The organism is Pseudomonas brassicacearum (assembly GCF_003732225.1).
In the GTDB taxonomy this organism is placed as follows: Bacteria; Pseudomonadota; Gammaproteobacteria; order Pseudomonadales; family Pseudomonadaceae; genus Aquipseudomonas; species Aquipseudomonas brassicacearum_E.
Genome location: NZ_MOBJ01000009.1, coordinates 516,755 through 530,021 on the forward strand (window position 1 = coordinate 516,755; position 13,267 = coordinate 530,021).

The following is a 13,267-nucleotide window of genomic DNA, read 5'->3' on the forward strand; positions in this document are numbered from 1 at the left end:
GAGCGCCCCATGTACGAGTCCCCAAGTTGGTTGCATGAGTTATGGGTCGCCCGCGACACCCTGTGGTCGGGCTTTTTGACCAGTGTGCAGTGCTCCGTCCTGGCGATCATGCTTGGCACCCTGATCGGCATCGTTGCCGGGCTGGTGCTGACCTACGGCACGATATGGATGCGTGCACCGTTTCGTTTTTACGTCGACCTGATCCGTGGCACACCGGTGTTTGTGCTGGTGCTGGCCTGCTTCTACATGGCGCCCGCGCTGGGCTGGCAGATCGATGCGTTCCAGGCGGGAGTTCTGGGGCTGACGCTGTTCTGCGGTTCGCACGTTGCCGAGATCGTTCGTGGTGCGTTGCAAGCGCTGCCACGTGGGCAGATGGAAGCGAGCAAGGCCATCGGCCTGACGTTTTATCAGGCCCTCGGTTACGTGCTGTTGCCTCAGGCGCTGCGGCAGATTTTGCCGACCTGGGTCAACTCGTCGACTGAAATCGTCAAGGCCTCGACCCTGCTCTCGGTAATCGGTGTGGCCGAGTTGCTGCTGAGTACCCAGCAAATCATCGCCCGGACCTTCATGACCCTGGAGTTTTACCTGTTTGCCGGTTTTCTCTTTTTCATCATCAACTACGCCATCGAATTACTCGGCCGGCATATTGAAAAGCGGGTGGCTTTGCCATGATTCAAGCTCAAGTTTCGACCCAGAACAAAAGCCAGGCCCTGCTGGAGATTTGTGGCCTGCATAAGCAATACGGCCCACTTGAGGTGCTCAAGGGCGTCGACCTGACCATGCAGCGTGGCAACGTGGTCACGCTGATCGGCTCCAGCGGTTCGGGCAAGACCACGCTGCTGCGCTGCGTGAACATGCTTGAAGAGTTCCAGGGCGGGCGGATCCTGCTCGATGGCGAGTCCATCGGTTACCACGAGGTCAACGGCAAGCGCGTGCGCCACTCGGAAAAAGTCATTGCCCAGCACCGGGCCATGACCGGCATGGCGTTCCAGCAGTTCAACCTGTTTCCCCATCTCACGGCATTGCAGAACGTCACCCTTGGCCTGCTCAAAGTCAAAAAGCTGCACAAGGACGAAGCGGTGGTGCTGGCGGAAAAGTGGCTGGAACGTGTCGGCCTGTTGGAACGTCGCGACCACTATCCGGGTCAGTTGTCCGGTGGTCAGCAACAGCGCGTGGCGATTGCCCGGGCGATTGCGATGAACCCGAGCCTGATGCTCTTCGACGAGGTGACGTCGGCACTCGACCCGGAACTGGTCGGCGAAGTATTGAGCGTGATCAAGGGCCTGGCCGAGGATGGCATGACCATGTTGCTGGTGACCCACGAAATGCGTTTTGCCTTTGAAGTCTCGGACAAGATCGTCTTCATGAATCAGGGGCGAATCGAAGAGCAGGGGCCACCCAAGGAGCTGTTCGAACGCCCGCAATCTCCGCGTTTGGCGGAATTTCTCAAGAACACGCGTTTTTAACACTCAATTTCGAATCAGGAGAAACACTCATGAGCATTACTCGTTACGGCACGGGTAGCACCGCCGGTGGCGGCCAGCCTCGTCCTTTCGCCCGTGCGGTCGAAGCCGATGGCTGGCTGCATGTGTCTGGCCAGGTGCCGGCGGTGGAAGGCGAAATCATTGCCGGCGGGATCGTCGAGCAGACTCATCAGACCATGCGCAACCTGATCGCGATCCTCGAAGAAGCTGGCTATGGCCTCGAAGACGTGGTGCGCACGGGCGTATGGCTGGAAGATCCACGGGATTTCTGGAGCTTCAACAAAGTCTTTTCCGAATACTTCAGCCCGGAACACGCACCGGCCCGGGCCTGTGTGCAGGCGAATATGATGGTCGACTGCAAGGTCGAGATTGATTGCATCGCTTATAAGGCGAAGAAGGCCTGATTTGTTCTTGTAGGAGCTGCCGAAGGCTGCGATCTTTTGGCGTTTTTGGAGGTGCCTGAAGGGCAAGATCAAAAGATCGCAGCCTGCGGCAGCTCCTACGGGCGAATTTGAATGGGAACCCACGACATGACCGAAGACACCATCAAGCGCCGGGCTCGCGGTCTGGACCGGGCGTTCGATATCCTCGATTTCCTCAAGGAAATCGGCCAGCCGCTGCGCCCGAACGATATCGCCAGCGGTATCGGCAGCCCGAAATCCACGGTCTACGAGTTGGTCGCGTCCCTGCTTGAGCGACGAATTCTCGAACCGGTGGGCAAGGAAGGTCACGTCTACCTTGGCCGGCAGCTGTACTTTCTGGGGCAAGCGCATTTGCGCCATTTCGACCTGAGCCGCGAGGCCGATCACGCCTTGCAGGAGATCGTCAGCCAGACCCGCGAAACCGCGCAGATGTGCCTGCTCAACGGGCGTAAATATACGGTGGCGCTGATGAAGGAGGGCGAGCGGCATTTCCGCATTTCTTCTGACATTGGCGAGAACGCGCCGATCCCGTGGACCGCGTCCGGGCGCTTGTTGCTGGCGCACTTGAGCGACCAGCAAATCATCGACCTGATCGATGAGGATGACTTCATCCTGCCGGGCGGCGAACGTCTGCCGCTGGAGCGTTTTCTGGCGGAAATCCGTCAGGCCGGCATCGACGGTTTCTTCTCCTTCGATAGCGTCGCCGACACCTTTACCCATTGCTTCGCCGCCCCGGTGAAAGACCCGAGCGGTGTCGCCATTGCGACCCTGTGCATCGTCGCCCCAAGGGCCGATGCCAAGAACAATTACAACGACTATCGCCGGGTGCTGATCGACAGCGCGAACAACCTGGCCCGTCGCATCAACGAATAACAGTGGCCGTTCGCGGCCGCGTGTGAGGAGTTAGAACATGTCTTCTGCCTTGAACATCGCCGCCGTGGAAAAGGGCACCGGCCAACCCGGTGCCAACCTGGTGCGTGACGTCAGTCTGCCGGCGCTGGTGCTGCACCGCGAAGCGCTGGAGCACAACATTCGCTGGATGCAGGCGTTCGTCAGCAACAGCGGTGCCGAGTTGGCGCCGCACGGCAAAACCAGCATGACCCCGTCGCTGTTTCGCCGGCAACTGGAGGCGGGCGCCTGGGGCATCACCCTGGCCACCGCGGTGCAGACCCGCGCCGCTTACGCCCATGGCGTGCGCCGGGTGTTGATGGCTAATCAGTTGGTGGGTGCGCCGAATATGGCGCTGATCGCCGAGTTGCTGGCAGATCCGGCATTCGATTTTCACTGCATGGTCGATCACCCGGACAATGTTGCCGACCTCGGGGCCTTTTTTGCCGCGCGCGGTCTGCGCTTGAACGTGATGATCGAATACGGCGTGGTCGGTGGCCGTTGCGGTTGCCGCAGCGAAGCCGAAGTGCTGGCACTGGCCGAAGCGATCAAGGCGCAACCGGGGTTGGCGTTGACCGGCATTGAAGGCTACGAAGGGGTGATTCACGGCGACCAGGCGGTCAGCGGAATCCGCGAATTTGCTGCGTCCCTGGTGCGCCTCGCGGTGCAGTTGCAAGACAGCGATGCTTTCGCCATCGCCAAGCCGATTATCACCGCGTCGGGTTCGGCCTGGTACGACCTGATCGCCGAGTCCTTTGAAGCCCAGAACGCCGCCGGACGTTTCCTCAGCGTGCTGCGCCCGGGCAGTTACGTGGCTCACGACCATGGCATCTACAAGGAAGCGCAATGCTGCGTGCTCGATCGTCGTAGCGACTTGCACGAAGGCCTGCGCCCGGCGCTGGAAGTCTGGGCGCATGTGCAGTCGTTACCTGAGCCGGGTTTTGCGGTGATCGCCCTGGGTAAGCGCGACGTGGCGTATGACGCGGGGTTGCCAGTGCCATTGCTGCGTTACCGGGCGGGTGTGGTGCCGGCCATCGGTGATGACGTCAGTGCCTGCACCGTGACGGCGGTGATGGATCAGCATGCGTTCATGACGGTTGCGCCCGGGGTTCAGTTGCGAGTGGGCGACATCATCTCGTTCGGTACTTCTCATCCGTGCCTGACCTTCGACAAATGGCGCACCGGTTGCCTGGTGGATGAGCAGTTGAACGTCATCGAAAGCATGGAAACCTGTTTCTAGATTTCAGACCGAGGCGCGGCCATCGCGAGCAAGCTCGCTCCCACAGGGATCTCGTGAACACTGGAGATCCAATGTGGGAGCGAGCTTGCTCGCGATGAGGCCCTGCCGGATTACACCGAAACACCAGAGACCCCACAACCATGAACACCCTCAGCCCTCTCGGCCCCAACACCCCGCGCATCGCGCTGATCGGCGAGTGCATGATCGAGTTGCAGCAGCGCGCCGACGGCAGTCTGCAACAGAGTTTTGGCGGCGATACCCTGAACACTGCGGTCTACCTGTCTCGCGAATTGGGCGATGGGGCCACGGTGGATTACGTCACCGCATTGGGCGATGACAGTTTCAGCGACGCCATGTGCCAGAGCTGGTCTGAAGAAGGCATCGGCCTGGACATGGTCCAGCGGCTACCGGGGCGTTTGCCCGGTTTGTACTGCATCCAGACCGATGCGTCGGGTGAACGGCGTTTCCTCTATTGGCGCAACGAAGCCGCCGTGCGCGATTGCTTCACCACGCCGGCGGCGGCACCGATTCTTGCGGCGTTGGCGGATTACGATGTGCTGTATTTCAGTGGTATCACCCTCGCGGTACTGGGCGAAGAAGGCCGCAAAAAACTCATCGAAACACTGATCGAGGCGCGTCAACGAGATGCGCGGATTGTCTTCGACAACAACTACCGGCCGCGTTTGTGGAGCACGGTAGAGCAGGCCCGAGCGGCGTACCGCGAGGTCTTGCCATATGTCGATCTGGCGCTGCTGACGGTGGACGATGAACAGGCGTTGTTCGACTTTTCCGATTGTCCGGCGGTGTTCGCGGCCTATGAACAGATGGGCACACCGGAGGTGGTGCTCAAGCGCGGAGCCGAGCCGTGTCTGATTCGCTGTGACGGTGAGTCGTTCGAGATCCCGGCGCAGCGCGTCGAGCAGGTGGTGGACACCACGGCGGCGGGGGATTCGTTCAGCGCGGCGTATCTGGCCAGTCGGCTCCGTGGCGCAAGCCCCGCAGAAGCCGCAGAGGTCGGGCATCGGTTGGCGAGTCGGGTGATTCAGGTGCCTGGGGCGTTGATTCCCAAAGATTGAGGCTTAATGGCCGCTTGCTGCGCAATCGGATCGCGAGCAAGCTCGCTCCCACATTGATTGCAGTCACACTGCAAAACCTGTGGGAGCGAGCTTGCTCGCGAAGAGGCCCTCAAGCCAATCCATCAATCGCGGTAAAACACCTGCACCAGGTGATACCCGAACTTGCTCTTGATCGGCCCGTGCACCACGCGCAGCGGTTTCTTGAAGATCACCGCATCGATAGCGCCGACCATTTGCCCGGGCCGAACTTCGCCCAGGTCACCCCCGCGTTTACCGGACGGGCAGGTCGAGTACTTCTTGGCTAGCACATCAAAGGCCTCGCCCTTGGCGATGCGTTGTTTGAGCTGTTCGGCCTCTTCGGCAGTTTTCACCAGAATATGGCGGGCTTGAGCTTTCATCGGGGCAGTTACCTTGGAGCGGTTGTGGCGGCGGGGCGCGATTATGCCTCAATTCATCCGGTTCGGCGGATCATGTGTCGAATCTTGCCGGCCAGTTGTTCAAGGGTAAAAGGTTTGGCCAGCAGGTCCATGCCCACGTCGAGAAAACCCTGACGTTCGGTGGCTTTTTCCGCGTAACCGGTCATGAACAACACGTTGAGCGCTGGCCGATGCTGACGGGCGATTTCCGCCAACTGCCGGCCATTCATGCCGGGCAGACCCACGTCGGTCACCAGCAAATCGATCCGCAGATCCGACTCCAGCAGTGGCAGGGCGTTTTTCGCGTCCTCTGCCTCATAAGTGATGTAGCCCAGTTCGTTAAGAACATTAAGCACCAGCATGCGCACCGCCGGATCGTCCTCGACCAGCACCACCGATTCACCCGCTGTCGCATAGGTGCTGCCCAGGCTGACTGCTGCCGGTGAGCTGCGTTGAGGCGCGTTGTGCAGGCGCGGCAAATACAGGCGCACCGTCGTACCTTGCCCCGGCTCGCTGCTGAGGGTTACATGGCCGCCGGATTGTTGGGCGAAGCCATAAATCATCGACAGCCCCAGCCCGGTGCCCTGGCCGATGGGTTTGGTGGTGAAGAACGGGTCGAAGGCCTTGGCCAGTACACGCGGGGTCATACCGGCGCCGTTGTCGCGCACGCCGAGCATCACATAATCACCGGCCTTGACCGGCTCAAGGGTGCTGATGTCGCTGCCGTCGAGGTAGCTGTTGGCCGTTTCAATCAGCAGCTCGCCGCCCTCTGGCATCGCATCGCGGGCATTGATCACCAGGTTGAGCAAGGCGTTTTCCAGTTGGTTGGCATCGGTGTTGACGGGCCACACTTCAGGTGCGAGCTGAAACGTCAGCTCGATATGTTCGCCTTTGGTGCGGCGCAACAGTTCTTCGAGCGAACGCACCAGTGTGTTGGGCTCAAGCGGTCGACGGTCCAGCGATTGCCGGCGGGAGAACGCCAGCAGCCGGTGAGTCAAGGCTGCTGCGCGATTGGCTGACGACACGGCCGCATCGGCAAAACGGCCGATCTCACCGCTGCGCCCATCGGCAATGTAGCGCTGCATCAGGTCCAGACTGCCAATGATCCCGGTCAGCATATTGTTGAAGTCGTGGGCAATACCACCGGTGAGCTGGCCGACGGCTTCCATTTTTTGTGCGTGGCGCAAGGCATTTTCGGCGCGCTCACGCTCGAACATTTCGTTTTGCAGGCGATGGTTGGCTTCGGCCAATGCTTTGGTGCGTGTGTCGACCCGTTCTTCGAGTGTTTCGTTGAGGTTGCGCAAGGCTTCCTCGGTCTGTTTACGCTCAGATTCGTCGATCACAAAGATGTAGAACCCGTTGACCGCGCCATCGGCGCCAAAGCGTGGCAGGTATTTCATCAGCGCATAACGTGGACGACCGTCGCGGTGCGGCGAATAGGCCTCGAAACTGCAGGCTTTGCCAGCCAGCGCGGCGCTGATCTGCTCGACCCGGGTGGCATAGAGTTCATCGCCGAGAATTTCGCGAATGGTTTTGCCGTAGAGCTCCTGCGGGGTCATGCCATACCAGTCCAGGTACGCGCTGTTGTTCAGGCGAAAGCGTTCTTCGTGATCGACATAACCGATCAGCACCGGCATCGCGTTGATGATCAGTTGCAGCTCGGTCTGGCTTTGCCGTAACGCTTGTTCGGTGTGTTTGCGCTCGGTCAGGTCCAGAGCGGCACCGAGAAAACGCAGGGGCCGACCGTGGTGATCCTTGTAGCAGCGGCCCCGGGCAAAGACCCAGCGTACTTCGCCACTGGCTTGCAGCAGCCGGTACTCCTCGGCGTATTCGCTACCATGGCTGATGCAGTGCTTGATGCTGCGGGCGACCATGGCCCGGTCTTCCGGGTGTACGCCGTTGAGGTATTCGGTGATGGGCAACTGGCTGGCCAGGGCTGGATCGACACTATGCAGTTGGGCGAAGTGGGCATCGGCAATGAAGCGATCCTCGCCAATATCCCAGTCCCAGGTGCCCACCGCGTCGGTGGCGGCGAGGGCCAATTGCAGACGTTCTTCAGTTTCGTGCTGGGCCTTGAGGCTGGCCTCCGAGCGTTGTTTGAGCTCCAGGGCAATGCGTCGGCGCTCGTTGGTTTCGATGGCGGTGACCAGGATCCCGGCGACCAACCCACGTTCGTCGCGAATCGGGCTGTAGGTCAGGTCCAGCCAGAAATCCGATTCGCCGCCATCACGCTGCAGGCTGAAGCGCTGCTCGCTGTAGGAGCGGACTTGGCCCTGTAGGACAGCGCTATAAATGGGGTCCGTGAAGTCTTTTAGTTCTGGCCATGTCTGGTGCGTGGGTTGTCCGAAAGCCTGCGGATGCTTGTTGCCGGCCAGCAGTGCAAAGCCGTCGTTGTAGATCTGCGAGAGCTCTGGACCCCATAACAACAGCATGGGCATGGGTGAGTGAATCACGATGTCCACGGCGGTGCGCAGGCTCTGTGGCCAGTTGCTGGCAGAGCCCAACGAGCTTTGTGCCCAGTCGAGTCGGGCAATCAAGGCCTGGGCATCGCTACCGGTAGGGGATCCGTTCATCAGGGGTTCCTGCATCATGTCAGTGCAACGCATCAACTATTCTTCGGAGGAGTAGACGCTCGGACGCGTGAAAAGTGGCGTGCCTTGGCAATTTTCGTTCAATGGAAGGCTCAATGGATATTTTTTGCCATGGAAATTCACTCGCTGCTAAGAATGCTGGCCAGCCAGGATGGTTCCGATCTTTACCTGTCTACCGGAGCACCGCCCACCGGGCGATTTAATGGTGCGCTCAGAGCGCTGGCCAGCGAAGCCTTCAAGTCTGGCGAGATCGCCGGGATTGCCGAGACCATTATGGACGCCGAGCAGCGCGCGGAGTTCGACCGCGAGCTGGAAATGAATCTGGCGGTTTCTCTGGTCGGTGTCGGGCGCTTTCGAGTCAACATTTTCAAACAGCGTAACGACGTGTCGATCGTCGCACGCAACATCAAACTCGATATCCCACGCTTTGAAGACCTCAATCTGCCTGCCGTACTGCTTGAGACAGTGATGCTCAAGCAGGGGTTGATGTTGTTCGTCGGCGCCACGGGTTCGGGCAAGTCGACCTCTCTGGCAGCGTTGATCGATTACCGTAATCGCCACAGCAGCGGGCACATCATCACCATCGAAGACCCGGTGGAATATATCCATCGCCATCAGAAATCGATCATCAACCAGCGCGAGGTAGGCGTGGATACACGCAGCTTCCACGCCGCCTTGAAGAACACCCTGCGCCAGGCCCCGGATGTGGTGCTGATCGGCGAAATCCGCGACCGCGAAACCATGGAACATGCATTGGCCTTCGCCGACACCGGGCACCTGGTGATCTCCACCTTGCACGCCCACAACGCCAATCAGGCGCTGGACCGGATCATCAACTTTTTCCCTGAAGAGCGCCGCGGGCAGTTGCTCAATGATCTGGGCAACAACCTCAAGGCCTTCGTTTCCCAACGTCTGGTGCACACCCTCGATGGCCAGCGTCGGGCGGCGGTGGAGGTGATGCTGGGGACGCCGACTATTGGCGATTTGATCCGGCGCAATGAGTTGGGTGAACTCAAGGGGATCATTGAGAAGTCTGCGGAGCAGGGCATGCAGACCTTCGATGGCGAACTTTACAAGTTGGTTATGGGGGGAGTGATCAGTGAGAACGAGGCGTTGAAACATGCGGATTCCGTTAATAATTTGAGGCTGCGGATGAAACTCAATGCCGAGTCGACAGTGCCTCGGGAACTACCAGTTGGGGGGTGGGGGTTGGTCGAGTGATAATGTTTTTAATGTATTAAGGGTGTGAGCTTAGTGTGGTCTTGATGTTGTTTGTAATGTTGGCTAATAAGTTGCTGGTTGATGGTTTTCTATTTTTGATTAGAGTTCCGTTCTGTTCGATAACTATTGAAGTTTGATCGGGGTCATAATATGAAAATCAGAAATAGTTTGGATGAGTCTGCTGCTTCCGCTGCTGGAGATTACTTGTTATGTGCGGCAGTTGATGAAATAGATCGCTGGAAATTAATTAGTGAGCTTAAGCTTGTCATTAGAGCCCAGAGAGACCGGCCCGATAATGAGGTCATTGATTTCAGAAACCGCGATTTCCCGCTGATGGCGGAATCATCGCTTGGTTATGTACACGAGCCTGTCTGTAAAATGCTGAACGACATGCTTCGTTTGGAGCAGGTTAAAGCTGTATTTGCCCGGGAGAAAGTACTTTCACACTACCTGCCCTTTGTCACCAGCAGTGGCCGTTTGGAGGTCATGGGACCTCATGGCTGGTTGGATGTTGCTGAACACTTCCACTCCGATCCGGTTGTCGGACCCCAGTTGCGCAACCTGGTCGCCGCTGCAAAAGAGACAGGCGGAGAAGTGAGGTCGGGTGGTGGTTATACAGGCCCATCTCAATGGTTGCGTTTTCACGGACTGGAAGTTCCAAAGGACGTGGCGCAGATTAAAAACCTGCTGTCCTTTCTGGAGTGGGAGTGGCCAGCGCCAGATCACCTTGGCAATTACTGGGAGCAACTCACAGGTCATGACGATGAATCAGCTGTACTGACTACCCCCCAGTACGCGGAGATTCGCGCATTGACCGACCAATTTGTGCCCAAGGGTCAGAGCTTGCTCGACACTTTATATAAAAACGTCCAGTCAACGCATTCCGGTCAGGTTGATTGGCAGAATGCGAATGAAATAATAGTGCAGTTAGTGAACCATGCTTCCTCTCAAGAACTGGCCAAAAAATACCTTGATGCTTTGGGTTGGTATGGTTCAGCTGTCGGCGAAACTGTAAACGAGAACGATCTGGCACAATTGCTCGTCACGGCGATTCTTCTTGAACTCAATCCGCTTTTTGGCGTGAACGAGAAACGAAATAGTTTCGGCACATATGATATTTATGAGCCGATGAACTCTGTTGATAGACCACTGTTTATTGTTCGTGAGTCCGTGGAGCGACACCTCGTGAATAACCAGCGGGTTTCCCACGCGATGGCACCCTTGGCGTCGCATTTGCTGTTGGCCGGCATTGCTCCCGGGTTTTTGGTCAAGAATCTGCCCCAGGAACTCCTCGCAGGTTCGATAGGCTGGGTAACGTTTTCCCAGGCGGTGGCTTTGGTCGAATTGAAATCCACAGGGGCTTCTCGCTTCATGACTTATGAGCAAGTCATGTGGTTCGCCAGTATGGATTCGATCAGTTCGTCACTGGCACAGTTGCAGGGCGTGTTAGCTGTCGAATCAATTATTGACTGGGCTTTGATTAACGAGGTGATTACGCATGAGGCGCTGACGGGATCTGCCAAGAAGGCCGCTGAAAGTGCCATGTCTGCTTATAAACTCTATGTAAAGGACTTGGCTGAGGGGGTCAAGGTATTCTCTACTCCACTGCCGAACCGAAAAGAGATTGCATTGGCGGCACTGAAAGAGGCAGCGCCCGGGTGTGATTTTCTAGAACAGCGGGTGCTTAGACACGAGAGTGATAGGCTCTCGCACTCCTACAAGATGTCCATGCTCGATCTGCATGTGGAAGGTGAACTGGCAAGTGCAGAATGGGACTGGCGCGAAGGCGGGAGACTTTATGATCGCTATCCGTTGCTGGAGGGGTTGAGCCCTAATCAGCCCAGGTTTGAAGCGCAGGTACTCGAGCATCACGGCAACCTTCATCGGGTAATGGCGGCCAGTATCAAATTGGCAATGTCGCATATGCCGAGCGCAGATCGCGAAATTTTCGAGACTCATGCAATCACCTTTTTTACCGTCCGTTCTTCGGTCGCTGAGCTTGTTGCATCGTCCTCAAGCAGCGTCGGCCTGGTGGGAGTCAATTCTCGTCCTCCCACACGTATGGAGAGTCAAGCGAAAAAAGATGAGGCAATCGGGCGATATGGCATTGTTATGTGTGTCTCCCACGGTAATAACCAAATTCTTTGCTATGAAATGCTCACCTTGCAAGGTATCTGCCGGGTCAATACTCACTTGGGTAATCTGATTCAACAAACCGAGAGAATGAGCATGCCTTCCCGACTGGAGTTCAAGGGAAACATGACGGACTTTTCGCCGGCACTTCCTGTGTTTCATCCTCGGATCGACCTCAGGAGCTATACCCATGGGACCGAGCCTCGCACGGGAATCATAAGCGACGCGGTTATAGAAAAACTGGGCACTCTTGCGGCACCGACCTCCATACCCGAGAAAAAACGCAGTGCTTATCAACACTTTGCTAACCCGCACATCAGCAATATTGCGCAGTTCATTGTCACTAATCGTCCTTTAGCGACGGTTAAGGAACTCACCGAGGTGGCGACCGTACTCACTGAACGAGAACAGAAACGCGCTACCACCGATAAGGTGGTGACCTATGTGGTTGATCTGGTCGTACCGTTCAAGAAATGCATCGAGGATATTGCTTCCGGAGAAAGAAACCGAGTAGTCGACGGGGTGTTTGGTTGCATTATGGACGGTATCGGCATTTTCTGTACCGCCTTGGGTGTTACGACTAAAATCCTGAGCATTGCGTCCAGGACTGTTTCCCTGACGTCAAAAGTCGTCAGTTTTGCAAAGTTCGGTTTGAAACTGACGGTGTCGGTTTTCAATCCGACCGATGGTTTGCCTAGCGCAGCGTACCAAAGCTCGAAAGCGGTTTTAAAAAGCGGGTTGCAATTGGGGCGCGAGGGGGCCCAATTGGTAGAGGCGGCAACATCCCAGTTGCGTAGACTGACAGGCAAAGCCAAGTCTGTGGATCTACTCCAGTCGGCGAACTTGCCCCATCTTGGACAAGGTACGTGGTGTCCTCGCGGCAGTACGGTCGACGCATTGAGCGTGTGTGCTGTCAGTCAGAAGAACCACTGGTATGCCGTCAATCGATACGGTAAACCTTGGGGCAAGCGACTGGCCGACTTCGATTTCAAGCAAGCGTTTTCTCTACCCGACTTCAGCAGGGCAATGCCTGCGGGCTATAGCCGCCAGATTATTCAACAGAGCTTGCCGATTGCGCGCCGGAAAATCGACAACGCACTCTCGGTACTGACGACGTCGTCCCTCAATCATGAAACCGATCTTGCGATCGGCCTGTTTCTGGGGAGCACGACTCAGGCACGTGACGACTTGCTGGCATTCTTGAAAGTCCTCAAAACGGACTTCAATGGTACTTCCGCAAGTAATTTTATTTTGGACAGTGCGAAAGATAACGTGAACATCGTTCAGGTAAATCCTTTCAAATACTACGCATGGAAACAGGAAGATATGACGGGGGCGGCAGAACACCCATTCCTGACCATCAATACTCACAACCTCAACAATCGTTTTAGTTTGGCAGGTTCTCAATACGGTGAGATTGCCGATGATCTGATTCACGAAATGCTCCGCGCCGGACCTAGCAGGGTCAACGTGGTCTCCGCCAAAACAGCGATACAGGGCAACCGAGGATTAGATGTAGCTCCCTTGTTGAACCTTGCTGCAGGTCGTCTTCCAAGATCGACCAGCGGCGCGACTGTTCACTATCATCAACGCGGAAAAGCACTTATCAATGCTGACTCTTATGCACTGACAACCGCATTGCTCAGCCAGCGTGAAACTGACAAGCCTGAGTACTTGAAGAACATCGGCATTATAAACGCGGCCATTAAAGACAGTGCAGACGGCCCGATTCATGGTGAGGTGTTGGTGAATTTGAACACCAACTGAAGTGTGCGCCGATGCCTCAGGTCGTCCTG

Annotated in this window: 10 protein-coding genes; 8 read left to right on the forward strand and 2 right to left on the reverse strand. The window is 57.1% G+C overall.

Annotation, left to right across the window (positions count from 1 at the left end; translation table 11 throughout):
* The first annotated feature begins 9 nt into the window (after positions 1–9).
* The 6 genes from BK659_RS15995 to BK659_RS16020 all read left to right on the forward strand — a co-directional run bounded on the left by BK659_RS15995 (position 10) and on the right by BK659_RS16020 (position 5,110).
* Positions 10–672: an amino acid ABC transporter permease gene (locus BK659_RS15995; protein WP_123425972.1), complete on the forward strand. Its 663-nt coding sequence runs from the start codon at positions 10–12 to the stop codon at positions 670–672.
* On the forward strand, positions 669–1,466 hold the full coding sequence (locus BK659_RS16000) for an amino acid ABC transporter ATP-binding protein (RefSeq protein WP_123425973.1): 798 nt from the start codon (positions 669–671) through the stop codon (positions 1,464–1,466). The genes BK659_RS15995 and BK659_RS16000 overlap by 4 nt, the downstream gene beginning before the upstream one ends.
* Before the next feature lie 29 nt (positions 1,467–1,495).
* Complete coding sequence (locus tag BK659_RS16005) at positions 1,496–1,888, forward strand: RidA family protein (RefSeq protein ID WP_123425974.1); 393 nt, start codon at positions 1,496–1,498, stop codon at positions 1,886–1,888.
* A gap of 126 nt (positions 1,889–2,014) precedes the next feature.
* Positions 2,015–2,779 (forward strand): IclR family transcriptional regulator, encoded by a 765-nt coding sequence (locus tag BK659_RS16010; RefSeq protein WP_123425975.1) that lies wholly within the window; start codon positions 2,015–2,017, stop codon positions 2,777–2,779.
* A gap of 37 nt (positions 2,780–2,816) precedes the next feature.
* Positions 2,817–4,034: an amino acid deaminase gene (locus BK659_RS16015; protein WP_123425976.1), complete on the forward strand. Its 1,218-nt coding sequence runs from the start codon at positions 2,817–2,819 to the stop codon at positions 4,032–4,034.
* A gap of 140 nt (positions 4,035–4,174) precedes the next feature.
* Positions 4,175–5,110, forward strand: a complete 936-nt coding sequence (locus BK659_RS16020) for a sugar kinase (RefSeq protein WP_123425977.1) — start codon at positions 4,175–4,177, stop codon at positions 5,108–5,110.
* A gap of 122 nt (positions 5,111–5,232) precedes the next feature.
* On the opposite strand, the gene BK659_RS16025 is transcribed toward BK659_RS16020, so the two are convergent.
* Complete coding sequence (locus tag BK659_RS16025; RefSeq protein ID WP_019690952.1) at positions 5,233–5,508, reverse strand: peptidylprolyl isomerase; 276 nt, start codon at positions 5,506–5,508, stop codon at positions 5,233–5,235.
* Between the two features lie 53 nt (positions 5,509–5,561).
* Positions 5,562–8,099 carry a PAS domain-containing sensor histidine kinase gene (locus BK659_RS16030; RefSeq protein WP_123426102.1) on the reverse strand — a complete coding sequence of 846 codons (2,538 nt, stop codon included), beginning with the start codon at positions 8,097–8,099 and terminating at the stop codon, positions 5,562–5,564.
* A gap of 129 nt (positions 8,100–8,228) precedes the next feature.
* Here BK659_RS16030 and BK659_RS16035 point away from each other — a divergent pair, with 129 nt between their 5' ends.
* Both BK659_RS16035 and BK659_RS16040 read left to right on the forward strand, forming a co-directional pair.
* Positions 8,229–9,338, forward strand: coding sequence for a PilT/PilU family type 4a pilus ATPase (locus tag BK659_RS16035; RefSeq protein ID WP_123425978.1), 1,110 nt, complete (start codon positions 8,229–8,231; stop codon positions 9,336–9,338).
* A 150-nt stretch (positions 9,339–9,488) separates the two neighbouring features.
* On the forward strand, positions 9,489–13,238 hold the full coding sequence (locus tag BK659_RS16040) for a hypothetical protein (protein WP_123425979.1): 3,750 nt from the start codon (positions 9,489–9,491) through the stop codon (positions 13,236–13,238).
* The last annotated feature ends 29 nt before the right edge of the window (positions 13,239–13,267 follow it).